Source organism: Vibrio scophthalmi LMG 19158 (genome assembly GCF_000222585.1).
GTDB classification, from domain to species: Bacteria; Pseudomonadota; Gammaproteobacteria; order Enterobacterales; family Vibrionaceae; genus Vibrio; species Vibrio scophthalmi.
On the sequence record NZ_AFWE01000080.1, the window covers coordinates 1 to 26,292 of the forward strand.

A 26,292-nucleotide genomic window follows, 5' to 3' on the forward strand; every position below is an offset into this window, starting at 1 on the left:
TATCGATCAAAAAAGGGCTGACGATCATCGCCAACCCTTCGGTTATTCATCAGTCTGTGGAACATATTCTCGAAGCGGAGCGCTCTCGCCTCTCAAATCCCACTTCTGCTGCTATTTGTCCGTATGGAACTGCTCACACGCCATCATGGTGTTTTCAATTAGGCTCGCAACTGTCATCGGGCCAACACCACCGGGAACGGGTGTGATGAAGCTTGCGTGCTCTTTGGCTTTAGCATATTCCACATCACCAACCAGCTTGCCGCTATCTAAACGGTTAATACCAACATCAATTACCACCGCACCTTTCTTAATCCAGTCACCCGGAATAAAGTTAGGTTTGCCAACTGCAACCACAACCACGTCAGCTTGACGTACATGGCCTTCTAAATCTTTAGTGAAGCGATGGCATGTTGTGGTTGTACAGCCAGCGAGCAGCAGCTCTAGCGTCATTGGGCGGCCAACAATGTTAGAAGCTCCAACGATAACCGCATGTTTACCACGCATCTCGATGTTGTAGCGCTCCATCAGAGTGATAATGCCTTTCGGTGTGCATGAACGTAGCTTTGGAATACGTTGAGCTAAACGACCGACATTGTATGGGTGGAAACCATCAACATCTTTTTCTGGGTGGATTCTTTCTAACACGTGTGTGGTGTCAATACCGGCAGGCAAAGGTAGCTGTACTAGAATGCCATCAATCGTGTCATCACCATTCAATTCATCGATCAAGCTCAGTAAGTCTTGTTCATTGGTTGTGGCGGGTAAATCGAATGACTTTGAAACAAAGCCAACTTCTTCACAAGCGCGACGCTTGCTGCCTACATACACCTGTGATGCGGGATCTTCACCCACAAGAACCACAGCCAAACCTGGTGCACGTAAACCCGCTTCCTTGCGCGCTTTCACTCGTGCAGCAACTTCAGATCGCACAGTTTGCGATATCAACTTCCCATCAATGTTTTGAGCTGTCATGACTTTCCTTCAGAAATAGAATGGCGAGTAATACGCGGGGTATTGTCGCAAAAAATTTGACGAACATCCATAAGCAAACGTTTGCTTCGTGGTGTTTTTAATCATAGCCCTCAGCGCTGCCCTTTTTTTAAGCATTCAGATCAGAATGTTACTAAAAGGTCTTGTGTTGCGCGTTCTAACTCGTATAATCCTGCCCTGTAGCGCGCCCTTAGCTCAGCTGGATAGAGCACGTCCCTTCTAAGGATGTGGTCGCAGGTTCGAATCCTGCAGGGCGTGCCATTTATTCTAGAAAGCCCCGATAACTCAATGAGTTGTCGGGGCTTTTGCGATCTGGTGACGCCGTATCTTTAATTTTGCAGCTATTAGCATGAGCATTAGTTGTCCACAACAGTGCAATGAGGCATACACTAGACCATTTATTCACAATATTGCGCCTCTGCAGGAAGAAGAACACTGGACGATCCATCTTGTAGGTGATTGTACGCTATAAAGTTCATAGTGCGGGCTTTGGTGTTGTAGGTGAGCGCTGTCAGTGTTTTGGCGATGTTTATGCTGTCATCGATATCGATACCAATAAAATCTTGGCAAGCAATGACTTTCAAGAATCCATCACTCATTCGCCATGCTTTCACCACGTTTTCATCGCTGTCGTCACTCCAGTCGTGATACAAGTTTATTTGGAATTGGCGAGCATTTTGCTTTATTGCATTGCGCACCGGCTCGGTGACTTGCAACAGATTGATGAAATTTTCAATGTCGTCACGTATGCCGTCGTTGTTTTCATCTGGCCCTGTGAGTGAATCGCTGCGATCAAGGGTGTGGTCAAATCGGTCATACAGCACTTGAAATTGGCCATCAATGGTCGGTTGCTGTTTGAGTGTTTGAGTTAATTCCGATGTATCAGTTAGCGTTGATGGTATTGGCTCTGAGCTGGAAGTTTTGCACCCTGAAAGGGTAAGAATAAATAAACTGGTGATTACTAGTTTCATTATTGGGCATTTGGTGAATGATTGACCGCCTTAGTATCTGTATCACCAAATTAAACACAATTACAACAATTAGTTAATGCGATGCTTATTGTGCATAGGTGGCCTGTAAGTGCAATTTTTCTTATCGCTAGCTCCCCTCTGCCCCAAAACGTAATTAGAATTAAGGAGCGCAGCTTACTTTGCCCCTAATTTTGGTTATCTAACCAACGAGTTTTTCAATCTTCTGTAGCTTACCCAGAATTAGCTTGTAAATGTACTCGTGACTCAGAATGTATACCGCAGGTAAATTACATAAGAACCTTGGTAGGTACGTTAAGGTGTTGAGCACGAAAAGATCAGGCTCATAGTAACGATCACCAATCTTCATGGTATTGGCTAAAAAATGTAGTTTTCCCCCTCATATTCAGCAGTTTTAGAGAGACAAATTTCTGTGTCTTGGTTTTTCAATGTGCTGTGCAGTAGGTATGAACACACCTCGGCTAGAAAGTATTTATTCATCTTGGTTTCCATGTTGTTGGCAATCAAGGACATATAACCTTCAATTTTGCAGCTATTGGCGTGAGCATTCGTTGTCCACAACAGAGCAAGGATCCATATGTTAGTCCACTTATTCACAATATTGCGCCTCCGCTTGAAGTGCTACACTGAGCGCCCCATCTTGTAAGCGATTGTATGACAAATAAGTCATGGTGCGGGCTTTGGTGTTGTAGGTGAGCGCTGTCAACGTTTTTGCGATGTTGCCACTGTCACGAGCTGAAATGCCGGCATAATTTTTACAGGCAAGGACTTTTTCATACTCATCCCCCATCCGCCATGCTTTCACCACGTTTTCATCACTGTCGTCACCCCAATCGTGATACAGATTTTTTTGAAAATAGCGAGCATTTTGCTTTATTGCATTGCGCACCGGCTCGGTGACTTGCAACAGATTGATCAAATTTTCAATGTCGTCACGTATGCCGTCGTTGTTTTCATCCGGCCCTGTGAGTGACTCACTGCGATCAAGGGTGTGGTCAAATCGGTCATACAGCACTTGAAATTGGCCATCAATGGTCGGTTGCTGTTTGAGTGTTTGAGTTAATTCCGATGTATCAGTTGGCGTTGATGGTATTGGCTCTGAGCTGGAAGTTTTGCATCCAGAAAGGGTAAGAATAAATAAACTGGTGATTACTAGTTTCATTATTGGGCATTTGGTGAATGATTGACCGCCTTAGTATCTGTATCACCAAATTAAACACAATTACAACAATTAGTTAATGCGATGCTTATTGTGCATAGGTGGCCTGTAAGTGCAATTTTTCTCATCGCTAGCTCCCCTCTGCCCCAAAACGTAATTAGAATTAAGGAGCGCCGCTTACTTTGCCCCTAATTTTGGTTATCTAACCAACGAGTTTTTCAATCTTCTCTAGCTTATTCAGTAAGCTTTGTTTCCTAAATCAGGGAACTAAATCATTAACTTACTATCTGAAACTTACTATCTGATCAGCTAAGTTCACTCAAATACTTAGACCAATGGCCAAGCCTCGCTACAAAACAACCAACTGGAAACAACATAACCAAGCTTTAATTAATCGAGTTTCACTGACATGTTGGATTGACGAAGATGCAATCCAACATCTAGCCATTGATGCTACAGGGCTGAAGGTCTATGGCGAAGGGGAGTGGAAAGTCAAAAAGCATGGCACTGACGGGAAGCGTCATTAATCAGAGTGATGTTATTGGCGATCACTCAACATCAATAAAGTAGGTCGATTGTGCTGACGGGTTCAAGTAGTGATACTGATCGAGAGTGAGCTCTTTACTGTCCAAGACATTGGTGATGCTCAAACCAAATTCAGCAATATTGATGATGGCCGCTTGGGTGCGAGGCACATTTTGATCATAGACCAAGATGTATGGGCTTAGGCGTGTCTCTTTGTTGGTGGAAATCACGACCCCAATTTGATGGTCAGAGAGCTCAACAATGGTGCCTGGCGGATAAACGCCAACAACGCTAATTAACGCCATAATGTCTTTTACATCATGTTGCCCACGGCACTTATTGTATAAGTAGGTCAGTGCACTATGGGGGCTATGTTGGCTGTTTACGCCATTACATAGGTTGTCATAAGCATTGGCTAAAATGAGCACGCGTGAGAGTTGATGGATCTCATCTAAGCTCAAACTATTTGGATAGCCGGAACCGTCGTTGAGCTCATGATGTTGCCCAATTAATTTTAAAGCGGCTTCTGGGAACTTAGGGATCTTTGCGCAAATTTTTAGGCTTTTCTCTAAATGCGAAGCGAGCCGCTGGCGATCATCTTCTGCCAGTGGTTCTGGTTTAGACAGCAAACTCATCGGCAACTGGCTTTTGCCAATATCGTGATACAACGCAGAGAAGGACGCTAACTGACATTGCTTGGGGTTAAACCCTTTTGCCTGGCAGATCAAAACCGATAACAACGACACGTTGAGCGAATGGTAATGCAATCGGCTGTAGCCTACAGAATCATTCATTAAATGAATTGCGCTGCCGCTCTCGGTATCAATATTTTTGTAGAGAAAGTTTACTATTGATAACGATTGGCTGATGCTGGGATTTGCACTTAGCTTATCAAGATCAAAAAGGTCTTGAACATCATTAAGCGTGCTGGCAAAGGCCTCTTTAGAGCGATGAATACGGTCTTCAATGGCGGCAAACTGCTTGCAACTGTCTTGCTTTTTAAGCCACATTTGGTCGAGTGCATCTTCTGCAACGGATTCGAGTAAATGCTCATGGCATACCTGTTCCGTTGGAGGGGGATTGCTTGGTTGAGCTTCCACATCTTGAACATCACTTTTCAGTGCATTAATCGTGATGGTTTTTAGCCCAAGCTGCTTGATGATATTGAGCTGCTCATCACTTTTGATTTTAAAAGAATTGAGTAAGAAAGGGTGCTGGCCCCATTTGAGTGGTAGATAAATATAATGGCCGACACGCAGCTGCTGTACATCAAGTCTTACTTTCATATTCATTCATATCAAAATTAACTGCAATACCTTATTCGCACGAATGCTTGGTATTTTATTTCAGCCTGACTCTACTCCGGAGTCCGGGACTTTTCTATCTTATTTCAGCGGAAAGTTGATGTTGGTGAGCACTATTGCTCATTGCTTAAACCATGCGATGAAATTGAAGCTAAATTTTAACTTAACTGATTGAAAATCGGTCTATTTGGTTGTTGGGTTGAGTTCGAGGGGCTGTGTTGGAGAAAGTGCTTTTGAGACGAAAAGTTTTTGATATGGAGGTTTGTTGAAGAGATGGATTGAATGAAATGGGTCGGGGAGTGGCTATCGAAATAAGGTGCACTCGCAATAAACTGAACCTAATGTCATCAACATCAGGTTCAGTTTTGAAAGTTTACTTAGTATGAAAAATTTGCTCGGTTTTTAGAGAGGTCAACGAGCGAATTTGGCGCCAGACGTAGTAAAAGATACCGAACATCATCAGCATGCTAGGGATGGCGATGATCGGGTAGCTGTATAGGGTTAGCTTACCTAATTCTTCATTAAATGCCGTTGTTCCCGCAGGACTGGTGACAATCCAAGTGGCAAGGAAATAGTTCATCGCAGAAGAAAAAGCGAAGGTGCTCGCAAACAGGTAGTTTGATGATACAAGGCAACGGTCGAAAGCGGCTTTACCCCCATTTTGTTGCAAGCGCTCATTGATGAGAGAAAGGTTTAAGATGGTGTCATTAAGGATCATCTTCTGCATGAACGGGTAACGAGTAAAGGTTGAACCTAGAACGGCCAAGCCAATTAGACCCGGAATTAAGGCTTCTTTAAGTGCTAACCAACGTGTATCGAGTTCTAGCAAGCCAATACCACCGGTCAATAAAACGCTGACAAAGCCAAGCGCGGCGATAAAGTTAAACTTCTTGTTGCGGATGAGATCCATGCCACCGTAAACAATGGGGAATAGCAACGCGACGACAAGTGCCATTGCGGTGCCTAGGTGTTCATCGCCACTAAATTTCATCAAGATAAATGAAGGGATGAAGACGTTAAAGAGGATCTCGAAGAGAGGATTCGACTTTTTCGCGGTCGTGTTATTCATAATTTCCTACTGACTTTACTCTGTCGGCTGCGATTTTAATTCGAGACGAAGTGTCAATTGCCTAGCATCAGATGTAAAGCATTAAAGCGTCGAGTTATGTAACGACTTATGATGTCGGTCACATTGTTTGGGATACGAGAGACCTAGTTTGGACGTGATGCGTTTCAATTTGAGCGTAAGAGTATGGGCAAGTTGTGCTGTGTTCTGAGCCTGCTTCAAACGCATTTTGAGGCCAAGGGAATAAAGTCATAGGGGTGAAGATTGGTTTGATGTTCAATGCTTATCGGTTAAGGAATGATGCGTGTTTAATTCGTTTGTTTTTCGGTCTATAAACTCATTATCCAGTTTGATTTTGTTTTGGAGTACAGTGTGAAAGGTTTCAAATCGGCTCTGCCACACAAAGTTTGCCCTGTCTGCTTGCGGCCATTTTCTTGGCGAAAGAAATGGCAGCGCAACTGGGATGAAGTTGTGTATTGTTCTCAACGTTGTCGCCGCGCAAAAAAAATCGCGTCGAATCAATAGAACTATAAAAGTTTATCTGCCGATATTGTCGATTATTCTCCTTTCTACCAAGGCAATACTTTTCCGTTGTAAGCTAAAAATGCGCCATTTTGTTGTGGGGTTACCGTTTCAATTATTCGGACTAAATCGCAGGCCACTTGCTGTGATTCGAACAGTTTTCCTTGTGGTACATTCGCCTGAAATGGCACGGAAAGGGGCGTGTTCGTTGTTCCTGGATGTAAAGAGAGTACGGTGCCGTGTTTGATCGTGCGTTGCCATTCAATCGCAATGGTTTTCAGAAGCATATTGAGCGCCGCTTTGGAGGCTCGATAACTGTACCAACCTCCAAGATGGTTATCTGTAATACTACCGACTCGAGCGGAAATAGCGGCCAATTTAGGGGCTTGGCTCTGTTTTAATATTGGCGAAAAATACTTGGCAAGCAACAACGTCGGTAAAGTATTGACTGAGATGTTATGCAAAAAGAAATCACTTTGAACTGAGGCTAAATTCTTCTCTGGCCCTTTTGTCGGGGTATGTAGCATACCCGCGCAATTCACCAACCAATCGAGCTTGGTTAGCTGTGCACTGAATACCGCGATTTGTGTTTCTTTGGTGATGTCCAATTGATGCCATTGCAGGCGGTCATGCTGCCATTTAGGCAGAGCATGCCGGTAAGTGGCATGGACAAGAGCATCTGGATATTTCATAAGTAGCTCACGCACCATTGCAAAGCCGATCCCGCCATTACCGCCAACGACCAAAATTTCCATCATAGCTCCTCGATATTCTGCATGTATTGCTCTGCGGTGAGCAATATCTCATCTTGTATTTGCGGATCGGTGCGATCCCAAGAGCGATAAATCATTCCAATGCGAGGATTATTGGCTAAACGTTGGCGATGCTTATGCATGAAGCGCCAATAAAGGCTATTCAATGGGCACGCACCTTCGCCACTGCGTTGTTTAACGCTGTAATGGCATCCTTTGCAGTAGTCACTCATTTTGTTGATGTATGAGCCACTCGCCGCATAAGGTTTTGTTCCGACGATACCGCCATCAGCAAACAAAGCCATACCACGAGTATTGGGCATCTCGACCCATTCTATTGCATCGATGTAAATACCCAGATACCACTGGTCGACTTGAACGGGGGCGATTTCGGTAATCAAGCAGAAATTCCCTGTCACCATTAAACGTTGAATATGATGCGCGTAAGCATAATCGAGAGACTGACTAATCGCGTGATGTAGACACGACATTTTGGTTTCGCCATCCCAAAAGTAGTGAGGCAAAGCTTGTGTAGCATCGAGCGCGTTTAAGGTTTGGTAGTTGGGCATATTGGCCCAGTAAACTGCTCGAATATACTCACGCCAACCGAGTATTTGGCGTATGAAGCCTTCTACTTGAGCGATATCTATGTCAGACCTATTACGATAGGCTTCAAGTGCGGCATCAATCACTTCTGCAGGGCTGAGCAGTTTACTATTAAGAGAAAAGGATAAGCGACTATGGTACAAGCTCCACTTGGCGTTGTGTTCTTGTGTCATCGCATCTTGAAAACGGCCAAACAGAGGTAAGCAAATTTGACAAAAATAAGCGAGTAAAGAGAGGCTTTGAGAACGGTTAATTGGCCAAATTAGTTGGTCACCAATTGAGCCAATAGTATTGATGTTATGTCGTTTTAAGCGCTGGAGGACTTCGCAGGTCTTTGTGCCAAACAGCATAGGTTGCGGGAGCTGCTCGATATCTTGAGATTTGAGTTTATTACGATTACTGGCGTCGAAATTCCATTTTCCCCCTTCGGGCTTACCGTCATGAATCATGACATTGAAGCGCTTTCGCATACGGCGATAAAAGTGTTCCATCATGATGTGTTTTTGCGCTGGAAATTGTTGCTCTATCTCGCTATATGGCAGCATAAAGTGTTCGCTATCGACACAATTTGTCGTGACGCTGGTGGTGCTTATCCTGCTTGGCGACGACGGGGTTTTATTGTTGGCTAGCGGAGGGAGTTTCAGGTTAGCGAGTTGAGCGAGTAATCGGTACTCGTCGGGACGCTGGTATTCAAAAATAGAGGCATTGACTTTGGCGACGTAGTGGGCAATCAATGCAGTAATATCGGCGAAGTGCTGAGTGTCATCTAAGGTCAAATGTAGGATATGGTGACCTTCTTGTTGTCGCTCGTTGGCAAATGCCTGCATAGCAAGAAAAAAGGCGCATACTTTTTGAATGTGGTGTGGCGCATAATGGGTTTCTTGATGCAGCTCTGCGATTAAATATAAGGTGGTCTCATCAACCTGTTCAAACCAACTGTGTTGGGCGTTTAACTGGTCGCCCAAAATAAGGCGAACTCGAGTGTAGTGCATTAGATGGACTCCTGATTACCTTTTTGGGGCACGATAGGCCAATCGACCATATCGACACCATCTGTTTGCGCGTGTGAACAATGGCCTTGCCAGCGACGAATGAAGGACAAGTCAGCGTCATAGTGCTGAGTTTGTTTGTTGAGATCAAAACGTCTTGAACCGCGCGGATCTGCACCGACGCCTGCAAGGTATTGCCAGTTTCCCCAGTTTGATGCGACGTCATAATCGACTAGCTGAGTTTCAAAATACGCCGCGCCGTAGCGCCAATCCAGTTGCAATTCATGGATCAAACAACTGGCGACGATCTGTCTACCTCTATTGGACATGAAGCCAGTTTGGTTGAGTTGGTGCATGCACGCATTCACGATCGGGAAAGGGGTTTCGCCTCGCTTCCATTGCAAAAATCTTTGCGGATAGAAACTCGTCAGTGGCGCGCTAGGTTTATTGCCTGAAAAGCGAAACAACCTTGCACCATGTTTCATTGCTGACCAATAAAAATACTCTCGCCAGAGCAATTCAAAAGAGATCCAGTAGGTGGATTCGTTCCGGCCGAATTGATGCTCATGTTCTGCTAACATCGAAAGTATGGTACATGGTGAGAGGCAACCTATCGCCAACCAAGGTGACAGTTTGGTTGAATAATCCATGCCATCTAGCTCGTTGCGAGTTTGCTTATAGTGTTGTGGTAGGGGGGAGGAAAAATAGCGCTGACAATGCGTTAGCCCAGCAAGTTCGCCGCCCTCAAAAAGCGCGGGTTGAGTGGGGGGTAACTTAGGCCATGTTTCCTCAAATTGAATTTGTAGTGGCGGTGGTAACCTTGTAGTTGTTGTATTGCGTGCTGGTTTGTCGAGTTCTTCAACTTGTTTGCGAAATTGGGTAAACGTTGATGGTAGAGCATTCAGTTCAAATGGTAAGTCGGACTTGCGGAAAAGGCTGCGTACATGGTCTTGAGTTACAATCAGTGAGGGGAATTGCTCTTTAAGTTGCCGTAAAACCTGTTTTTCATCAGTGCCGACGAAGGCGTCGCAGTATAAGTGATCAACCGAATGGTCATGGATAATGCGTTGTAATTTGGCATAAGGAGTCGATGTGGTGACCACAAGTTGTTGACCTAGTGCGGTAAGTGATTTTTGGAGGCACTTTGCGGATTGAGATAGAAACTGTATTTTTGCTGCGGAGAAGCGATGTTCATGTGCGTAGTGAGTGATAAATCGTGTCATTTTTGGGACGCAATAGAGGCAGATTAGCGTATCGACTTCTTGAGCAGCTCGTTGCAGCAGCGGGTTGTTTTCAATGCGCAGATCCTGCGTAAACCAATATAGACCTATTGTGTTTGTCACGTTAAGTTCCCAAGTTCATTATTTTATCAGGCTTTTTTAGGTACGAGAGCAAGCGTTAGTCGATCAGTGTTGAGGTGATAATGGAGCAAAGAAATTTGGCCAGGTATTAGAGATAGTATTTTGCAAAAAAACGCGCATAATCTGGCTATAGAAACCTTAAAGAAGATATTTACTATGACTAACTTTCAATACTACTTTCAGAAACTACCTTGCTTTGGCTGTAAAAAAACGCAAGTAAACGTTGATCTTGGTTGGCTAACGGCAACGATGAAAGAAGATGTTTTAGCGCAACTTTCTACGATCATTGCTGAAGGCAACATTGAAGCGGATCTTTGCGTAAACGTGACATGCACGGCTGCAGAAGCGCGTGATTATCTATTGCTGAATTTCTACGGTTACTCGGAAGAAGAGCTGGATGGTCAGATTGAAGCTGACGATGAGAAAGAAGTCGCAGATGAAATCGCTGAGCTATTGGCTGATGGTAATACAGTTGCTGTATTTGAGCATGACATTGCACTACAAAGCTGTACTGAGTGTGGTATTGAAGACGATGAGTCTATTGAAGAGTAATCGCTTTTCTTCAATGATGTAGCAAGCTTCGATAAAGACTGCTTGTAAACATCGCTCAAGATAATAATAAGGGCTGATGAGATCGTTCTCATCAGCCCTTGTGCATTTTAAGTTCGCTACTTGTCACGATGATTTGTTGTTATCTCAACGATTCAATCGCCTTAATCAGCCCTTCTAGCCCTTGCTCCACTTTACTACGCTGACAGCCGACGTTAAAACGCAAATGGTTGCGACCTAATGGACCGTAGGCGTCACCACGCATGATGGCGATCTTATGATCGTGGATCAGGGCGTGTTGCAGTGCATCCATATCAATTCCTAATGGCGTCAGATCGATCCATGCGAGGTATGTGCCTTGTGGCGGGCAAAAATTCAGTTGCGGAAACGCTTGGTTGAGACGTTCAGCAACCCACTCAAGGTTCTGGCCTAAATACTCTTTGAGTTCACCAAGCCAAGGTGCCCCTTCGCGATAGGCGCTCATCGTGGCAATCACGCCAAAAATAGACGGCGAGGACAAGCCATCGGTCAGTTTGAGGATCTCTAAATACGCTTGCTTGGTCTGCTCACACCCAATCGCGGCATAAGCGCCACTTAGCGCAGGGACGTTAAATGATTTTGAGGCTGAGCTCACCAGCGCCCATCGGTTATCTTGCGCTACTTTTGTCCAAGGAGTGTAAGGCTCAAAGCAAATATCCATGTGGATGTCATCACTGATCACACAGAGTTTATGCCGTTGGGTAATCTCAGCTATTTTGCTCAGTTCTTCTTGGGTCCAAACTTTTCCAGTCGGGTTGTGTGGGTTACACAATAACAAAATTTTGCAGTTAGGATCGGCCGCTTGTTGTTCCAGCAGTGACCAATTGATTTGATAATCACTGCGCTGTGCATCTTGTGCTGAACGGGGGATGGCTTGCAGCGGATTCGGTATCGCGATGCGATCAGCGCTCTCTATGATTGGCTTGAAGGCATCATAGGCAGGATCAAAATAGAGTATGCCATCACCAGGCTTGGACCAAAGCTGAATCAGACGAGAGATGATGTACATGACCGACGGACCATACACCAAACTCTCTTCATTTAGCTCTGTTTGATATTGGTTGGCAAACCAGTGACAAATGGACTGTTTAAAATCGGCATGATTCCAGCGACTGTAGCCAAAAATACCATGATCTAGTCGTTGCTGTAGTGCCTCGGTGATGCAAGGGGCGGAGGCAAAATCCATATCAGAAATGGTGAAAGGCAATAGATCTGAAAAACCAAAGCGGTCGCCAACATAATCCCACTGCGTAGAGTAAGTATTGAGGCGGTTAGTGGGGGCTGAAAAATCAAAACTCATCGAGCAGTTCCTAAGCAAGGAAGGGTAGAAAGACGCGGTGACTTTCATCGCCGCGCCAGCATTACTGCAGGAGCAATAACTCTCGGGGGGGAAGAAAGTTATTTGTTCAGCAACGCTTGTTCTAAACGGTGTAAACGACGATTTTGTTCAATCATTTTACGAATCAGTTCGCGTTCAGAAAGTGTCGTCATTAGATGATCTTGTGCGTGAACCATGATCATACTCACCACGATTTTCTCACCACAAATTTCTTGACGGATCAGATCAGTTTGCACCGCGTGGGCTTTGCGAACGCTGACGTTACATTGCTCCATCATGGCATCTACTTCGTCAAATTTGCCTTCTTCTGACAGCGATAAAGCCTCATAAGCATAACCCTTCGCTTCGCCTGAATAACTCACGATAGAGATTATGATTTTTTCAAAATCTTCATTCATTTCTTGGGTGTTGCTCATGGGATGTTCCTTGGATTTGATTGATTTCGTTTGATGTATTCACACTATCAGACGTCCGAAAAAAAGCGATGAAACTTGATTTCACAGATTTAGTGAAATCAAGTTTCGTTGACGAAATTAGGCAGATGGCTGTTAATTGAGCCGTAATTTAATACGAATCTGATATACGAATAGAAAGGAAATAATGATGAAGATTTTACTAGTTTGTGCTGGTGGTTTTTCAACCACAATGATGATGGAAGAAATTAAGAAAACGATCAACGGCAGTCAAAAACTGAATTTGGAAGACTTCACGTTAGAGGCTATTTCTGTCGATCGACTAGCAGAAAAAATTAACAATTTTGAAGTAATTCTTGTTGGCCCTCAATTGAGCCATAAATATAAGGCGATTGAAGCATCTGCATTAGAAAACAATAAGCCTTCGGTACTGCTTTCAGCTGAAATTTACGGTGCTATGGATGGTGCAACGGTACTAAAACAAGCGCTTCTTGCACACAAAAAGCATCAAATGAGTCTAACGGACTAAGTTTCACGCCTCTCCCTACATAAGTGCGTGATTACCAGTACCCATTATAATAATGAACAAAGGTTATTTATATGAGCCTGTTTGCTTCTTTTGAAAAACTGTTGAGTAGCATATTGCTACCAATTGCAGAAAAAATAGATAAGCAAGTCCATCTGAGTGCAGTAAAAAAAGGTATGGTCGTATTGACGCCTATATTGCTGCTTGGCTCGATGGCATATCCATTAAAAGCACTGAAGAACGTATTTTCTGATTCAGCTGCTGTACAAGAATGGTTTATTAATAATGCTTACCTGATCGATCTGTTAATCAAGTTTTCACTTGGCTTTATTGCAATATATACCGTTATTGCCATCGCTTACTTCTTGAGCGAAGGGTATAAAATATACACCGTTGGTGCGATCGCCTTATCGCTCTTCTCCTATTTGATATTGACCACTACGGTTAACCCCGATGGTTCGCTCGATATTCGCTTCTTTGACTCAAAAGGTCTGTTTACGGCGATATTTGTGGCGATTGCCAGTGTGGAAATATATCGGTTCTTTACTGAGAGAAAGCTGGTGATCAGAATGCCTGAAGGCGTGCCAGACTTTGTTTCTAGCTCGTTTGAATTGATCACGCCGACGGCATTTATTGCTGTGCTGTTTATCTCAATCCGCTACTTTGTTGCTGATTTCACAGGTGGTTTATTAGTACCAGAAATCTTGATGGAAGTGTTAGCGCCAGTGGTTGGTAGCCTAGATAACTTGTGGGTTGTGTGGTTTGTGATCATGCTGCGCTTGTTGTTCTGGTTCTTTGGTATTCACTCGGCAGTGCTTAGCCCAATCCTATCTCCTATTTTTGTTCAATATCTGTCAGAAAACATTGCAGCGAAAACATTAGCAGAGGAACTGCCTCACTTTGTGACTGGTGGTACTTTCTCAGCCTTTGTGAACTTTACCGGTTCCGGTGTGACGCTAGGTTTGGTCATCGCGATGATGATTGCCAAAACGCAACGTTATCGAAAAGTGGGTCAGGTTTCTTTGGTGCCGAGTCTATTTGGTATTAACGAACCGGTGCTATTTGGTGCGCCAATCATCTTAAACCCGATTCTATTTATTCCGTTTGTTTTTGGTGGCTCGCTTATTGGTATCTTCCCACTAGTACTGATGAAATATGGCTTCCTAGCAAAACCGTTCTTTGATCCACCGTATCTACCATTGTTCTTTGAAGGTTATTTAACCGCTTTTGACTGGAGAACACCGTTTGTTCAGGTGGTGCAGATTATGGCTTCTTTCTGTGTTTACTATCCGTTCTTCCGAATTATGGATAAACAAGAAATGATCCGTGAAGCGCAAGTTGAAGCGGAAAAAGAGAAAAAGTCGGTCTTCAGCAAGAAAGATGATGAGTTGCTCGATGAACTGGGACTCGATTTCTAACCCAGCTCGATAACTAATTTAGATCGATAAGTAACTTAGCTCGATAGCAAACCAATCTGATCTCAATGATGTTCTATCTGCGAGATCAGATTCTTTCTAAGCGGGGAGATGCGAATGCCTACATTCAGTCTAAAGCCGTACCAAGCGCAGTTTGATGCGTTGCTGGTAAGCGATAACAATCACAAGCGTTACTTAAGTGGCTTTACCGGTAGTGGTGGTCACTTATTGCTTACCCAAACGGGCGCCGAGTTACTGGTTGCTGGTAAATATTGGCATCAAGTCGCGGAACAAAGTCCACATTGCTACCGAGAGTGTACCGATGGCGCAGGTTGGTTACCAACCTTGCAACAGAGGCTGGATTTTCATGGTGTTGAACGGTTGGGATTTGAATCACACGCGCTGAGTTATCAAGACTTCGAGTTATTGCAGCAAGGGTTATCTCAGCAACTAGTGCCAACGAGTGATGTCATTGCACCTTTGCGACGTTGTAAATCGAAGCAAGAGATTCGCCTGATCGCAAAAGCGTGTGAGATCACTGAAGCTGCAATTGAGCTTGCGTTGGCCGATTATCATCTCGGGATGAGTGAGCACCAATTAGCGGCGCATCTTGAGTTTCATGCGCGCATGCTCGGGGCTGACAGCATTGATTTTTTGATTGTTGTTTCAGGAGAACGTGGCGCATTGCCTCATGGCCGCCCGTCAGATCGCCTTATTGCTGATGGTGAACTGGTCACCATTGATTTTGGGGTGGTGTATCAAGGTTACCATTCAGATGTTACGCGCACTTTCTGTATCGGCGCGATTTCTTCTCAGTTACACGATTTATTTACCGCGGTGCATAACGCGCAACGGTTGGGTGTTGAGATGCTTCGTCCCGGCATTCGTGCTGCCGCTGTTGATGAAGCTGTGCGGCACTATCTCACTCAGCTTGGCTATGGTGAGGCGTTTTGCCATGGCCTTGGCCATGGTGTGGGGTTGCAAGGGCACGAGTACCCGCTATTAACCGCAAGTAGCAACGCGCGACTTGAAGCGGGGATGGTGTTAACCATCGAGCCAGGCGTTTACCTACAAGGTGTCGGTGGCGCGCGCGTGGAAGACACGCTGGTGATCACTGAAAACGGCTGTGAAAGCTTGACCAAGTTGCCGCGAAAATTACGCGATATTAGCAAAATATCTTGAATTAGCTGTGGTATAGCACAAATCGGCATGAATAAGCCGGGAGTAATAACAATGACAGATTTTAGTTTGTTGGCTCAACTTAATAATGCTCATGGTCCTTCTGGACGTGAAGATGAAGTGAGAAAAGTGATTTGTGATGCGCTTGCGCCGATCGCAGATGAGATTACGTTTGACGGTCTAGGCAGTGTGATTGCACGCCTTAACCGCCATGCAACCGGTCCTAAGGTAGCGGTCGTCGCGCACATGGATGAAGTGGGTTTTTTGATCCGTGAAATTCGCCCAGATGGTCTATTGAAAGTCTTTAAGCTTGGCGGTATTGACCCTGCTGTGGCGATCAATAGTGAGCTCGAAATCAAAACGCGCAGTGGTCAAAAATACACAGGCTTAGTCTGGAGTAATAAAGCGGCTGCGGAATTAACGATTGATGATTTGTGGGTCGATGTTGGTGCGAGCAACGCCGACGATGTATTGTCAATGGGTATTGAAATAGGTGATAGCGCGGTGTTTGCTACACGCCATTTTGATCTCAACAATAGCGGCAATCTTGTGGCTAAAGCGCTGGATGATCGTATTGGTTGTTGGCTTGGTATTGAATTAATGCGCACTATGGCAGATAAAGCCTTGCCATGTGATCTCTATTTTGTCGCGTCTGTGCAGGAAGAAGTTGGTACTAAAGGCGGAAAAACGGCGATTGAGCAACTGCGACCGGATGTGGTTTTAGTACTGGATGTTGCCACGGCGAAACATGTTAGCAGCAGTTCGGGTTCACAACGAATTTATGGCAATGGGCCATGTTTGGTGGTGGCGGATAAAATCGCTCTTGGCCATTACCCATTACTTAACTTTGTTAGCGATGTGGCCAAAGAGTTCGGCATTTCGGTGCAACGCGATTTTCTTGCGGGTGGTGGCACCGATAATGGCCCGGCAACATTGGTTGGCAGTGGTATCGCCGGACTGGCGATTATTTTGCCAGTCCGGAACTGTCACTCGGCGTATACCCAAGTCAATCAGCACGATGCCACACAGTGTTTGAGCTTGTTACAACAGGTGATCACTCAACTGGATGAAATGCAGAAAGCGCGCTTGTACCCCTACTACCAATAGGGCTCTCTGGCTCGTTTAACATTGCGAATGGGTCTTGCTCAGTTAAACGTTGATGTAACTGATAGACCGCACGCAGATGCTGAACATTATCAATATGGCTAATCATCATTATTTGTCTGACTGGTCGGTTGAAATTGTCGCAGATCGGCTTCGCAAGTGGCAGGTGAGCGATGGCAATGCGGCGTGAGTGCGCCGCATTTTTACCATGACAAATCAGCAGCCCATGTTGGGCAAAATAAGCGTGGCTATTGGCATGCATCAATGTTTGCACGCCACTGGCGTAGTCTTTCGTTACCAACCCCATCGTTTCCATTTCACCACTCAACCAGTTTAAGATGGGTGTTAACTCTGAGCTGGCTGGCATCTCTTTGTTGTTTCTCAGTGTCACCAGCAAATCATCTAACGCGGGTAGGGTACGGTCATCGATGATCTTATCGCCCATTTGTTTGATCAATTTAGCGACAAATTCTTCTGTATTGAGCTCTCGGCTGCAGCTTTTTGCTATTGATAGCAGTTTCTCCAGTGACATCGGATTTTGACTACGTGCTTCGATAGCCTTATGGATCAATCGCGTTAAGTAACATACCTCTTCATCGCGTAATGGCTCGACCAAATGGTGACCATTTTGGTCGGCAATGAGTTTGATGTGGTCGAATAACTGGCGGGAATAAAGGCTTTGTTCGCCTATTTGAGTATTGAGATTATTTTTAGCTCGATAGACGGCGGTAGTGAGATAAATAACCATGTCATTAAGCAATGTTGTATCGCTTAATAAATCCTCACCACAATAGCGACTAATATCGCTGACGAGTTGAAAAATAAAGCTTTCGGCCTGCAGGCGTTTTTCGTAGAACCCATCAGTATTCATACCGCCGAGAAAGTATTCAGCTAAATGCAGAGCTTCAAATCGGTAGCACTCTTGTTGCCAATTCAGTGCGTTTTGGATGTAACCAAATGCCTTGGTGGACTGCAGAAACGAAGCGTTATTTTTACGATTGATCAGCACACCTTGCTGAATGCGAGCCAAGGTGATTATCAAATAAATGGTGAATAAATTTTTGAATTCGTGGCTCAATGAGCAACCAGCGTTTTCCTCGATCCGGCTGACGGCTGGAAAGGCGGGCTGTGGGTTATACTTCTCAATATATGCACGCACAATCGCCACAATATCACGTTCATAGAAATAACGTTTTTGTAGGTAATGCTGCTCATTATTTTTGCAATAGAGATACTTAGAGGCATAACACATCTGCAAGTAACGGATCTGCTTTTCTTTACCGGAAACAAACAGGTGTTGATCGATCACTTCCAATTCAAGATCTAACGCGCGAAAAATCTCGTTGGTATTACGCAGATCCTTATTCAAGGTTGGCCTACTAACGCGTAAGTAGTTTTGAATCTCACAAAGTGGTGTTTCTGGCGCGAACAAAGCCGTTGTTGCGAGGTATTCTTCTCGCTCATGTTTGGAAAAGACAAAATTACTGGCTAGGCAATCGCTGAAAAAACGGCTCGGATCGTAAGGGTAATGCAGTTCACCTTGCGTCAGTGCAATCGGTGTCATCTCGAGTTTTTCTAGGTAGTAATTGATGTTTTCGATGGCGTAGCGCAGATTACGCGTCGTCATATTAAACACCGCGGCAAGCGCATTGATGGTACTGCTTTGCATCGTCAGTGCCGTGACAATATCAAAGTGCTGTTTATTTAGGCTCATCAGATAGTTAGGCTTACTAAAAAGTGGGCCAAGTCTAGCAATATGTGTTGGGTAAAGATGAGAGCTGAACTACGAAAATAAGCCCTTCAATACACGATGTTTCTTAGTGCTGTGAGCATTCTTCCAAATCACGGCTTGTATAGGTGTTGCTGGTAATACCGCTTTCTTCGGTTGTTTCGCGATTCGTACTGAATTGGCAATAGCAATTGATCCGTACATTAGGAACCGGATCTTCTCCTCAATGAAAACTCCTTTTCTCCAAAGCTTATCTCTGTTTAACAAATGTTCGTAATCTTGCATTTTCATTTGCTTTCATTTTCTTTTCTCAAAGTTTAAAAATAAAAAGTGAAAATAGAAATGTTTGAGCTAAAAACCTACTTCTAACCAGCTATTGTTCGCTTGAGAATAAATGGAATTTACATGGGAAAATATGTGATCTTAATTGCAGAATTTCATAAATTACATAACGACCCATGTTTGCGTTTATTCGTTAAAGTATTGTATTTTAATGGTTTTATTCTTTTTGTGTTATATAGCTGAGTGAGGGCGTCATTGCTTAGATGGAATGATCAAGTGGTTGAGATATAATGCCGATACTTGGATTGCTGAATATTGTGAGTTTAGTCAAGCTTACTATAAAAAGTAATTGCTCAATTAAAGAACATGAAAGAGAATTGCATCAAATGAAAGCAAATGAAAATCTAAGAGCAAGATTATGTGCGTCGAACCAGTTAAAGGGGACGCAACGATGAAAACAGCCATAGAAAGAAGATTAGAAATAGCAAACATGGTTGGCGTGCGTGGGAAAATGCACGTGGATGAACTTGCTGATTACTTTAATGTGACAGGGGCGACGATTCGGGCTGATCTTCGTTTTCTTGATGAAAATGGTTATATCGTTCGCTCACATGGATTTGCTTTAGTTAACCGTGCTGTTCTATCCAAACTTGCGATGTCGGCGACATCCAAAAGCCAAAATGCAAGTTCAGACTTTTATGAATATGTCGCTCAGTCATTTCATAGTGCGTTGGAAGAGAAAAGTACGATTTTCATCGATAGCAGTCCTTTGATAAGAAGAGCGTTGAAGCATGTAAAAGATCTCAAGAGTTCGACCGTTATTACCCGAGATCTCAATTTAATTCAAAATATCCCTCATATAACGGATTGTAAGTTTTTCGTTACCGGTGGGCGTGTGAATACCGAACAAATGAAAATGTCCGGTTCACATATGATTAATAGTTTAAAACAGTATCGATTTAATAATGTTCTCATTCATGTTGAAAGCTTTAATACTAAGTTAGGTGTTTTCTCTAAGAGTGAGTTTGATGCTGAAATGATTCGTTTGTTATGCAAGTTATCTGAGAGAGTCACAATTATTGCTGAGTCTTCAGCATTTGTTCATAACGATTCATTTTGGGCATGCGAACCGAATGAAATAGATACTGTTGTCACAGATTACGATTTGGATGACGAAACTAAAAAGTCATTGGAATTGAATAATGTAAAAATTTTAAAACTAAGTTCTAATAATTAATTAAGGATATATGCATGGCTAATATCGTTTTAGCACGTATTGATGAACGTCTAATTCATGGTCAAATTCGTTTGCAGTGGGGCAAGCATTCTGGCGCAAATACTATTCTTGTCGCAAATGATGAGATTGCACAAATGGAACCGCTTCAAGCACCATTTAAAGCCTCTGCAGGAAGTGATTTTGCGGTTATTTTCCGAACGATAGAACAAACGATAGCCAATTTGCCAAAAGCAGGGATGGACAGAAAAATTCTGTTGCTGTGTAAAAATCCAACTGATTTCTCAAGAATTGTCCAAGGTGGAATTAAATTACCTGAAATTAATATTGGTAATATGCATTTTCATGAAGGACGTGTGGCAGTTAATAAATATATTAACGTCGATAAACATGATATGGCTGCGTTTAATTCTCTGCGTGACCATGGAAGTGTAAGTACTATTCAGCATATGCCTGAAAGTGAAAAAGAATGCATTTTTGAAATGACGAAAGATTTACAAATCTAAGGTGAAATAAAATGTTAATGGAAGCTATTTTAGTCGCCGTTTGGGCGGCGCTGTGTGGCATCGATAAATTCGATGTTTTCACTGGTATTCACAGACCGTTAGTCACCGGTACCGTTGTCGGTCTAATTCTTGGTGATTTACAAATGGGCTTAATTGCAGGTGCGACATTCGAGCTTGCATGGTTAGGTCTTGTTGCAAACGCAGGTGTTCAGCCACCAGATACCACGGTTGGTGCAATCGTAGGTACGATGTTCGCAATCAAACTTGATATGACGCCTGAAGCGGCGATTGGTATGGCAATACCTTTTGCCTTGGCAATGCAAACTTGTGTTCTTTTCCTCTTTACTTCTTGTGCACCAATGATGCAAAAAGCAGATCAATACGCAGAGAGTTTAAACTTAAAAGGTATTGATAAGCTTATATATATCGGTTTGAGTGCGCGTGCATTGCTATACGGTGTGGTTGGTTTCTGTGCTATTTACTTTGGTGCTACTGGCGCTGAATTTATTCAAGAATACCTGCCTCAAAGTATCGTGAAAGGTATGGCGATTGCGGGCGGTATGATGCCAGCGGTTGGTTTTGCAATGTTACTTCGTACTATGTTTAACGTTGCTATTTTACCGTACTTCTTCTTAGGTTTTGTATGCTCGACTTATTTCAATATGCCGATTCTAGGAACAGCGCTTGTGTTTACCTGTGTTGCCGTCCTTGATTACATGAACAATAAAAAGTCTGACACTCCTCAAGCAGCTCAAACACAGGTATTTGATGATGAACTCTAATTCTGAAATGACGATGAATCCTGATCATTACCACGATGATTCAGTAAGTGCAGTAATTAGCAACACGGATAGCTACAGCGATAAAACGGCAACTAAAGTGATTACCAAAAATGATCTGTGGAAAATCGGTTTCCGTGGCTTGTTGATGGAAGGCAACTTTAACTTCAACCGTATGCAAGCAGGTGGTTTTTGTTACTCAATTAGTCCTGCACTGAAAAAGATTCACAAAAACCCAGAAGACCTTAAGAAGGCGTTAAAGAATAACCTTCAGTTTTACAATGCCAACCCGAAAATGTTTACTTTGCCACTTGGTCTTGCAATTGCAATGGAAGAGAGCAAAGAGAAACCATCAACGATTGCCTCAGTAAAAGCAGCGACGATGGGTTCAGTTTCAGGTGTGGGTGATGCGTTAGACCATTCGGTAATGCTGCCTTTAACACTTGCAATCGGTAGTTCGATTGCGTTGCAGGGTAACCCTCTTGGTGTTTTGGTTTTCTTTATTCTGTATCAGTCATACCGTATTCCAATGTATTTCTGGTTATTGTTCCTTGGCTATAACGCGGGTGTATCGGCACTAGAAAAACTGTCAGACCAAGCTGAGAAACTGGGTCGAGCAGCGAACATTGTCGGTCTTGGTGTCATTGGTTCGATGGTTGCGAAATATGTAAAAGTTTCGACGGTCATTGAGCTCGAAGCGGGTGCTGCAGATATTAGTTTGCAAACCGGTATGCTTGATAAGCTAATGCCAAATCTATTGCCAATGGCACTTGTTTGGTTGATGTATTATCTAGTGAAAAAAGGCAAGTCTCCAACGGCACTTATTTTCGGCACTCTATTTGCCGGTGTTGGTGGCCACTTACTGGGTATCTTCTAATAAGGGCTTATTATGATAGGTATTATTGTTTCCGGCCATATTCACTTCGCAACGGGTATGCAATCTGCGGTCGAAGCCATTGTCGGTGAGCAAGCGTCATTAGAGTTTATTGATTTTGTTCCTACAATGACAACAGAACAGTTAGAAGAGCAAATGATCTCTTCGATTGAAAAAATGAATGATGGTTCAGGAGTTTTAATTCTTACAGACGTTCCTGGTGGTTCACCATGTAATCGTGGTGTCGCCATTATGCTAAACCGTGATGATGTCCAAGTGGTTGCTGGTTGTAACTTACCAATGATCACTAATGCATGCTTCGAACGTGATGGTGTCTCTCTTGACGAACTAACTGATATCGTTTGCGAGATTGGTTCTCAGTCTATGAAAGATATGAAGAAAGAACTTGCTCAATTAGAGAATAATAATTCAGATTCATTCGAAGACGAATTGTAAAATCAAATAAGCTCCTAACTTAAATATAGGCACTACTGAGTTTAATTCAATTCTCCCCCTGAATTGGATTTGTTTAGTCAGGATAGTAGTGCCTTTTTTTTGCTGTTTAATAAAAGTAATGCCGATTTAATTAATATTAAATTAGTAGAAAAATAGATTAAATAAGGTTACATAATGAATCGTAATCAAATATTAGAACAAATGAAGCGAGTGTATTGTTGGCAGCGTGACAACAGAACTCGATACGTTACTCGTAGTACGGGTAAAAAACGTTTTTTGAAAGCAACGGATTGGGAGCGAGGCGTATTTTGGCTTTCCGTTGCGGATGCTTGGCAGGCAACTAATGACCACGAATACTTAGAAGGTCTTTTAGATTTTTCTTTACATACAGGGTTCCGTCCAGGGCCATTACCTCGCTTTGCTGATGATCATGTATGCATGCAAGCGTATCTACCTCTATATCCTTTATTTGATATTCCAGAATCGATTGAATATGCCACTAAAGCGTTAGACCTTATGGTGAATGAACCTAAGCCCGGTCGTGAAGATTGGTGGTGGTGTGATTCGTTATTTATGGCTCCTCCGGTTTTTGCGGGTATGAGCGTTGTAACGGGTGACGACAAATACCTGAACTACATGGATAAGGCTTGGTGGGATGCGGTCGACAATCTATTCGATCCTGAAACAAACCTTTATTACCGTGATAAACGCTACATCCCTAATGCTGAAGGAACCGAGTTTAGAGAAGCGAATGGCGAGAAGGTATTTTGGAGTCGCGGTATTGGTTGGGTACTGGCCGCTGTTCCTCGCATTCTTGCACACATGTCAGAAGATTTCCCTGCTCGTCCTCGATACATTCAAATGTACTGTGCGCTTGCACAAGAAGTGATCAAGTACCAGCAAGTAGATGGATTTTGGCGCACCAGTTTGTTGGATCCAGAGAGCTATCCAGCCAAAGAAAGCAGTGCAACCTCTCTGTTTTGTTATGGTTTGGCTTGGGGTATTGAACAAGGTTACCTTGATCGTGATACGTACTTACCCGTTGTCAATAAAGCATGGTCTGCATTGGAAGAATGCATTCATGAAGATGGCATGATTGGTTGGGTTCAATTACCCGCATTTAATCCACGTGATGTGGAATTTGAACACAATATTGATTACGGCGCTGGCGCATTTTTACTTGCAGCTACCGCAGTTCTGGCTCTGACAAGTTAGCCATATTGTATTAAGTATCTAAGGTTATTCTCCTAACAAAGTCAGTTGGCTCAATGACTATATTTCTAATAAATAAAACTGCATCGATGTTGGGATATATAAACGCAGGCATTTTGTTCTGTGTCATCAAAGAAGAGATTCGAAATGAAAATTGCTTTAACAATGGAAAATAGCCAAGCGGCTAAAAATGAAATTATCCTAAAAGAACTAGAATTTGTTACTGCGCAAAGTGGTGATGAGATTTTTAACGTTGGTATGTGTGATGCTGAAGATCACCATCTCACTTATATCCATCTGGGTATTCAAGCGTCGATTCTGTTAGCGGCAAAAGCGGTTGATTTTGTTTTCACAGGCTGTGGCACTGGTCAAGGTGCTTTGATGTCTTGTAATGCTCATGCCAATGTCGTGTGTGGTTACGCATTAGAGCCGTCAGATGCTTTCTTATTCACGCAAATTAATAATGGCAATGCGTTGTCATTGGCTTTTGCTAAAAACTTTGGTTGGGCAGCCGAGCTAAATGTTCGCGGTATTTTTGAAAAAGTACTGATGTCTGGTTGTGAAGCTGGACAAGGGTACCCAGTTGAGCGTGCTCTACCTCAACAGCAAAATGCGGCGATTTTGAATGATGTAAAACATGCAGTAGCAAAAGACTATCTTGACGGTCTAAAAGCGATTGATGTTGAACTTGTTCGCACTGCTTGTGGGGGTGAGCGCTTCCAACAATGTCTGTTTGAAAATGGTCAAATGGGCGAAATTGCCGATTACGTACGTACAATTTTGAACTAGTCGTGGCTTAGAAATGTTGTAGCGAAAGACCAATCATTTGATTGGTCTTTTTTTTCAATGCTGAGGGCTATCACGGATTTATTTCGCTAGTCAGGAGGGAAAATGGCAAAGTATATTCCATCATCAGATCGGCCACATATACCGTGTGAGCATCCTGATCTATCAATGCGCTTACAATTGTTTAAGCAAAATCTAATTCGGCTTAAGTATAAAAATTCAAACTTCACTCAACGCGACAGCGAGATCCAGTCTATTTTTGCTCAGCCAGGGGAGCTGAAACATCAATGTGATTCACTGGTAAGTTATGTTGCCGAAGCTTTCCAGCATTATGCCGTATGGGATTATAGCCACGCTTATTATCCCGGGTATTGTAGTCAACAAACGGCAAGATTAGATGCTATGGAAGGGTGTAGCCGTGTGCTACCAACCCTTGCTGCTTGGTTACATGCAAACAAAAGCAACAAGGCTGGTTTGTATTCACTGGATCATCAGCCTCTTGATATCGCGGATTGGATGCGACAGGCCTTCCTCGCCGGCACAGATCCAAAGCATGTAGGATATTGGGGCGCAATTGAAAACTATGATCAGCGAATCTGCGAAAGTGCGGATCTGGCGTTGGCATTGTGGTTGAGCAAACCATTTGTTTGGGACCATTTTTCTTCGGAGCAACAGCAGCAAATTGTTGTATGGTTTGAACAAGTTAATCAAGCCAAAACAGTTGATAATAACTGGCACTTATTTCCTTTAACGGTTCAATTGGTTTTGAAGTCCCTAACGGGTAATGATCAGATTGATCATCAACGCTATGCGCGTGTTAAGGAATTTTATGTAGGTGATGGTTGGTTTAGAGACGGTGCTAAAGGCAACTATGATTACTATAACGCATGGGGCTTTCATTATTCACTTTATTGGCTTGACCAAATCGATCCTGCGTTTGACCCGAATTTCATTCGCACTGGTTTACGATCGTTTAGTGATAATGCACGTTACCTATTTACCGCGCAGGGTTTTCCTATGTTTGGTCGCAGCGCTTGCTATCGTCTCGCTGCCACGGCACCGTTAATCGCCACATTAGATGCTTGCCATGGGTCAATACCGGAGGATTATTTGGGCCAGTTTAAACGAGCGTTTAGAACCAATTTGGATTTCTTTATCACCAACGGTGCGCTGGAAAAAGGTCGTCCCACTCAAGGTCTTTTCGGTGATGACCTCCGATTGACAGATAATTACAGTGGCCCAGCAAGCAGTTTTTGGTCACTCCGAGCATTAAATATCGCGATTTATTGTGGTGATAAAGTCGGCTTGTGGGATGCAAAAGAAATGCCGTTGGAAATTGAAAAGGAGAGCTTTATGTTTTCTTTAAATGGCCCAGACATGCTGGTTGTTGGCATCAAAGAAACTCAGGAGGTGACGGTTTTGTTCAGAGAAGAATATTTACCACAACCTTCACCATTAAATCGGCGGTTGGAATCCCAGTCTTTGTTTCATGCACTGAAAGAGCGAATTTCCGGGCGGGCTGAAAGGCCGAAAAACAATTTGCTGCGAAAAGGAGTAACTTGTTATAGCTCGAAGCTATCATTGTTTCTCTAGCTGCAGGGGGTCTC

26 protein-coding genes, 1 tRNA gene and 1 pseudogene are annotated in these 26,292 nt (G+C 43.4%); 16 read left to right on the forward strand and 12 right to left on the reverse strand.

Annotation, left to right across the window (positions count from 1 at the left end; all coding sequences use genetic code 11):
• Positions 1-111: 111 nt before the first annotated feature.
• Positions 112-972, reverse strand: a complete 861-nt coding sequence (gene folD / locus RH88_RS07240) for a bifunctional methylenetetrahydrofolate dehydrogenase/methenyltetrahydrofolate cyclohydrolase FolD (RefSeq protein WP_005594575.1) — start codon at positions 970-972, stop codon at positions 112-114.
• A gap of 202 nt (positions 973-1,174) precedes the next feature.
• On the opposite strand from folD, the gene RH88_RS07245 reads away from it, so the two are divergent.
• A tRNA-Arg gene (locus RH88_RS07245) sits at positions 1,175-1,251 on the forward strand.
• 137 nt (positions 1,252-1,388) lie between these two features.
• On the opposite strand, the gene RH88_RS07250 is transcribed toward RH88_RS07245, so the two are convergent.
• The 3 genes from RH88_RS07250 to RH88_RS07260 all read right to left on the reverse strand — a co-directional run bounded on the left by RH88_RS07250 (position 1,389) and on the right by RH88_RS07260 (position 3,141).
• Positions 1,389-1,961, reverse strand: a complete 573-nt coding sequence (locus tag RH88_RS07250) for a hypothetical protein (RefSeq protein WP_005594577.1) — start codon at positions 1,959-1,961, stop codon at positions 1,389-1,391.
• Between the two features lie 375 nt (positions 1,962-2,336).
• Positions 2,337-2,576, reverse strand: coding sequence for a hypothetical protein (locus tag RH88_RS07255; protein ID WP_005594579.1), 240 nt, complete (start codon positions 2,574-2,576; stop codon positions 2,337-2,339).
• On the reverse strand, positions 2,569-3,141 hold the full coding sequence (locus RH88_RS07260) for a hypothetical protein (protein ID WP_005594580.1): 573 nt from the start codon (positions 3,139-3,141) through the stop codon (positions 2,569-2,571). The genes RH88_RS07255 and RH88_RS07260 overlap by 8 nt, the downstream gene beginning before the upstream one ends.
• 332 nt (positions 3,142-3,473) lie before the next feature.
• Here RH88_RS07260 and RH88_RS07265 point away from each other — a divergent pair.
• Positions 3,474-3,659 (forward strand): annotated as a pseudogene (locus tag RH88_RS07265) (hypothetical protein); the annotation flags it as partial.
• A gap of 27 nt (positions 3,660-3,686) precedes the next feature.
• On the opposite strand, the gene RH88_RS07270 reads toward RH88_RS07265, so the two are convergent.
• Both RH88_RS07270 and RH88_RS07275 read right to left on the reverse strand, forming a co-directional pair.
• A complete protein-coding gene (locus tag RH88_RS07270; protein WP_241212167.1) occupies positions 3,687-4,949 on the reverse strand; it encodes a cyclic di-GMP phosphodiesterase in 1,263 nt (420 codons plus the stop codon).
• A gap of 391 nt (positions 4,950-5,340) precedes the next feature.
• Positions 5,341-6,036, reverse strand: a complete 696-nt coding sequence (locus RH88_RS07275; protein ID WP_005594586.1) for a VC0807 family protein — start codon at positions 6,034-6,036, stop codon at positions 5,341-5,343.
• A gap of 369 nt (positions 6,037-6,405) precedes the next feature.
• Here RH88_RS07275 and RH88_RS22885 point away from each other — a divergent pair, with 369 nt between their 5' ends.
• The gene (locus tag RH88_RS22885; protein ID WP_081467367.1) at positions 6,406-6,558 is read left to right on the forward strand and encodes a DUF2256 domain-containing protein; all 153 of its coding nucleotides are present in this window, start codon (positions 6,406-6,408) and stop codon (positions 6,556-6,558) included.
• 44 nt (positions 6,559-6,602) lie between these two features.
• Here the strand turns inward: RH88_RS22885 and RH88_RS07280 are convergent, their stop codons facing one another.
• Genes RH88_RS07280 through RH88_RS07290 form a run of 3 tightly spaced genes read right to left on the reverse strand, consistent with a single transcriptional unit; the run spans position 6,603 to position 10,245 of the window.
• Complete coding sequence (locus RH88_RS07280) at positions 6,603-7,310, reverse strand: SDR family oxidoreductase (RefSeq protein WP_005594588.1); 708 nt, start codon at positions 7,308-7,310, stop codon at positions 6,603-6,605.
• Positions 7,310-8,905 (reverse strand): cryptochrome/photolyase family protein, encoded by a 1,596-nt coding sequence (locus RH88_RS07285; protein ID WP_005594590.1) that lies wholly within the window; start codon positions 8,903-8,905, stop codon positions 7,310-7,312. The genes RH88_RS07280 and RH88_RS07285 overlap by 1 nt, the downstream gene beginning before the upstream one ends.
• On the reverse strand, positions 8,905-10,245 hold the full coding sequence (locus RH88_RS07290; RefSeq protein ID WP_005594592.1) for a DASH family cryptochrome: 1,341 nt from the start codon (positions 10,243-10,245) through the stop codon (positions 8,905-8,907). Before RH88_RS07290 ends, RH88_RS07285 begins: the two co-directional genes overlap by 1 nt.
• 174 nt (positions 10,246-10,419) lie before the next feature.
• Between RH88_RS07290 and RH88_RS07295 the strand changes: the two genes are divergently transcribed.
• A complete protein-coding gene (locus tag RH88_RS07295; RefSeq protein ID WP_005594594.1) occupies positions 10,420-10,815 on the forward strand; it encodes a hypothetical protein in 396 nt (131 codons plus the stop codon).
• Positions 10,816-10,954: 139 nt separating this feature from the next.
• On the opposite strand, the gene RH88_RS07300 is transcribed toward RH88_RS07295, so the two are convergent.
• Positions 10,955-12,151, reverse strand: coding sequence for a MalY/PatB family protein (locus RH88_RS07300; protein ID WP_005594596.1), 1,197 nt, complete (start codon positions 12,149-12,151; stop codon positions 10,955-10,957).
• Between the two features lie 98 nt (positions 12,152-12,249).
• Positions 12,250-12,606, reverse strand: a complete 357-nt coding sequence (locus RH88_RS07305; protein WP_005594598.1) for a PTS lactose/cellobiose transporter subunit IIA — start codon at positions 12,604-12,606, stop codon at positions 12,250-12,252.
• A 184-nt stretch (positions 12,607-12,790) separates the two neighbouring features.
• Here RH88_RS07305 and RH88_RS07310 point away from each other — a divergent pair, with 184 nt between their 5' ends.
• The 4 genes from RH88_RS07310 to RH88_RS07325 all read left to right on the forward strand — a co-directional run bounded on the left by RH88_RS07310 (position 12,791) and on the right by RH88_RS07325 (position 16,830).
• Positions 12,791-13,132 carry a PTS sugar transporter subunit IIB gene (locus RH88_RS07310; RefSeq protein WP_223296370.1) on the forward strand — a complete coding sequence of 114 codons (342 nt, stop codon included), beginning with the start codon at positions 12,791-12,793 and terminating at the stop codon, positions 13,130-13,132.
• 71 nt (positions 13,133-13,203) lie between these two features.
• Positions 13,204-14,547: a PTS sugar transporter subunit IIC gene (locus tag RH88_RS07315; protein WP_005594601.1), complete on the forward strand. Its 1,344-nt coding sequence runs from the start codon at positions 13,204-13,206 to the stop codon at positions 14,545-14,547.
• A 114-nt stretch (positions 14,548-14,661) separates the two neighbouring features.
• Positions 14,662-15,726 carry a M24 family metallopeptidase gene (locus tag RH88_RS07320; protein WP_005594602.1) on the forward strand — a complete coding sequence of 355 codons (1,065 nt, stop codon included), beginning with the start codon at positions 14,662-14,664 and terminating at the stop codon, positions 15,724-15,726.
• Between the two features lie 51 nt (positions 15,727-15,777).
• Positions 15,778-16,830 (forward strand): M42 family metallopeptidase, encoded by a 1,053-nt coding sequence (locus RH88_RS07325; RefSeq protein ID WP_005594603.1) that lies wholly within the window; start codon positions 15,778-15,780, stop codon positions 16,828-16,830.
• Here the strand turns inward: RH88_RS07325 and RH88_RS07330 are convergent.
• Positions 16,778-18,541 carry a BglG family transcription antiterminator gene (locus RH88_RS07330; RefSeq protein WP_005594605.1) on the reverse strand — a complete coding sequence of 588 codons (1,764 nt, stop codon included), beginning with the start codon at positions 18,539-18,541 and terminating at the stop codon, positions 16,778-16,780. The genes RH88_RS07325 and RH88_RS07330 overlap by 53 nt on opposite strands.
• A gap of 748 nt (positions 18,542-19,289) precedes the next feature.
• Here RH88_RS07330 and RH88_RS07340 point away from each other — a divergent pair.
• The 8 genes from RH88_RS07340 to RH88_RS07375 all read left to right on the forward strand — a co-directional run bounded on the left by RH88_RS07340 (position 19,290) and on the right by RH88_RS07375 (position 26,278).
• Positions 19,290-20,075: a DeoR/GlpR family DNA-binding transcription regulator gene (locus tag RH88_RS07340; RefSeq protein WP_231893132.1), complete on the forward strand. Its 786-nt coding sequence runs from the start codon at positions 19,290-19,292 to the stop codon at positions 20,073-20,075.
• 14 nt (positions 20,076-20,089) lie between these two features.
• The gene (locus tag RH88_RS07345; protein ID WP_005594610.1) at positions 20,090-20,578 is read left to right on the forward strand and encodes a PTS sugar transporter subunit IIB; all 489 of its coding nucleotides are present in this window, start codon (positions 20,090-20,092) and stop codon (positions 20,576-20,578) included.
• 11 nt (positions 20,579-20,589) lie between these two features.
• Complete coding sequence (gene agaW / locus RH88_RS07350) at positions 20,590-21,360, forward strand: PTS N-acetylgalactosamine transporter subunit IIC (RefSeq protein ID WP_005594611.1); 771 nt, start codon at positions 20,590-20,592, stop codon at positions 21,358-21,360.
• Positions 21,350-22,234 carry a PTS system mannose/fructose/sorbose family transporter subunit IID gene (locus RH88_RS07355; RefSeq protein WP_005594613.1) on the forward strand — a complete coding sequence of 295 codons (885 nt, stop codon included), beginning with the start codon at positions 21,350-21,352 and terminating at the stop codon, positions 22,232-22,234. Before agaW ends, RH88_RS07355 begins: the two co-directional genes overlap by 11 nt.
• 12 nt (positions 22,235-22,246) lie before the next feature.
• The gene (agaF, locus tag RH88_RS07360) at positions 22,247-22,687 is read left to right on the forward strand and encodes a PTS galactosamine/N-acetylgalactosamine transporter subunit IIA (RefSeq protein ID WP_005594615.1); all 441 of its coding nucleotides are present in this window, start codon (positions 22,247-22,249) and stop codon (positions 22,685-22,687) included.
• 174 nt (positions 22,688-22,861) lie between these two features.
• Complete coding sequence (locus tag RH88_RS07365) at positions 22,862-23,902, forward strand: glycoside hydrolase family 88/105 protein (protein ID WP_005594616.1); 1,041 nt, start codon at positions 22,862-22,864, stop codon at positions 23,900-23,902.
• 144 nt (positions 23,903-24,046) lie between these two features.
• On the forward strand, positions 24,047-24,688 hold the full coding sequence (locus tag RH88_RS07370; protein WP_005594618.1) for an RpiB/LacA/LacB family sugar-phosphate isomerase: 642 nt from the start codon (positions 24,047-24,049) through the stop codon (positions 24,686-24,688).
• A 102-nt stretch (positions 24,689-24,790) separates the two neighbouring features.
• A complete protein-coding gene (locus tag RH88_RS07375) occupies positions 24,791-26,278 on the forward strand; it encodes a DUF2264 domain-containing protein (RefSeq protein WP_005594620.1) in 1,488 nt (495 codons plus the stop codon).
• Positions 26,279-26,292: the final 14 nt, after the last annotated feature.

Bases quoted from the DNA above. Each gene is read 5' to 3' on its own strand.
- folD (WP_005594575.1), bottom strand. From the start codon at position 972: ATGACAGCTCAAAACATTGATGGGAAGTTGATATCGCAAACTGTGCGA.
- RH88_RS07250 (WP_005594577.1), bottom strand. From the start codon at position 1,961: ATGAAACTAGTAATCACCAGTTTATTTATTCTTACCCTTTCAGGGTGC.
- RH88_RS07260 (WP_005594580.1), bottom strand. From the start codon at position 3,141: ATGAAACTAGTAATCACCAGTTTATTTATTCTTACCCTTTCTGGATGC.
- RH88_RS07270 (WP_241212167.1), bottom strand. From the start codon at position 4,949: ATGAAAGTAAGACTTGATGTACAGCAGCTGCGTGTCGGCCATTATATT.
- RH88_RS07275 (WP_005594586.1), bottom strand. From the start codon at position 6,036: ATGAATAACACGACCGCGAAAAAGTCGAATCCTCTCTTCGAGATCCTC.
- RH88_RS07280 (WP_005594588.1), bottom strand. From the start codon at position 7,310: ATGGAAATTTTGGTCGTTGGCGGTAATGGCGGGATCGGCTTTGCAATG.
- RH88_RS07285 (WP_005594590.1), bottom strand. From the start codon at position 8,905: ATGCACTACACTCGAGTTCGCCTTATTTTGGGCGACCAGTTAAACGCC.
- RH88_RS07295 (WP_005594594.1), top strand. From the start codon at position 10,420: ATGACTAACTTTCAATACTACTTTCAGAAACTACCTTGCTTTGGCTGT.
- RH88_RS07300 (WP_005594596.1), bottom strand. From the start codon at position 12,151: ATGAGTTTTGATTTTTCAGCCCCCACTAACCGCCTCAATACTTACTCT.
- RH88_RS07305 (WP_005594598.1), bottom strand. From the start codon at position 12,606: ATGAGCAACACCCAAGAAATGAATGAAGATTTTGAAAAAATCATAATC.
- RH88_RS07310 (WP_223296370.1), top strand. From the start codon at position 12,791: ATGATGAAGATTTTACTAGTTTGTGCTGGTGGTTTTTCAACCACAATG.
- RH88_RS07315 (WP_005594601.1), top strand. From the start codon at position 13,204: ATGAGCCTGTTTGCTTCTTTTGAAAAACTGTTGAGTAGCATATTGCTA.
- RH88_RS07320 (WP_005594602.1), top strand. From the start codon at position 14,662: ATGCCTACATTCAGTCTAAAGCCGTACCAAGCGCAGTTTGATGCGTTG.
- RH88_RS07325 (WP_005594603.1), top strand. From the start codon at position 15,778: ATGACAGATTTTAGTTTGTTGGCTCAACTTAATAATGCTCATGGTCCT.
- RH88_RS07330 (WP_005594605.1), bottom strand. From the start codon at position 18,541: ATGAGCCTAAATAAACAGCACTTTGATATTGTCACGGCACTGACGATG.
- RH88_RS07340 (WP_231893132.1), top strand. From the start codon at position 19,290: ATGAAAACAGCCATAGAAAGAAGATTAGAAATAGCAAACATGGTTGGC.
- RH88_RS07345 (WP_005594610.1), top strand. From the start codon at position 20,090: ATGGCTAATATCGTTTTAGCACGTATTGATGAACGTCTAATTCATGGT.
- agaW (WP_005594611.1), top strand. From the start codon at position 20,590: ATGTTAATGGAAGCTATTTTAGTCGCCGTTTGGGCGGCGCTGTGTGGC.
- RH88_RS07355 (WP_005594613.1), top strand. From the start codon at position 21,350: ATGAACTCTAATTCTGAAATGACGATGAATCCTGATCATTACCACGAT.
- agaF (WP_005594615.1), top strand. From the start codon at position 22,247: ATGATAGGTATTATTGTTTCCGGCCATATTCACTTCGCAACGGGTATG.
- RH88_RS07365 (WP_005594616.1), top strand. From the start codon at position 22,862: ATGAATCGTAATCAAATATTAGAACAAATGAAGCGAGTGTATTGTTGG.
- RH88_RS07370 (WP_005594618.1), top strand. From the start codon at position 24,047: ATGAAAATTGCTTTAACAATGGAAAATAGCCAAGCGGCTAAAAATGAA.
- RH88_RS07375 (WP_005594620.1), top strand. From the start codon at position 24,791: ATGGCAAAGTATATTCCATCATCAGATCGGCCACATATACCGTGTGAG.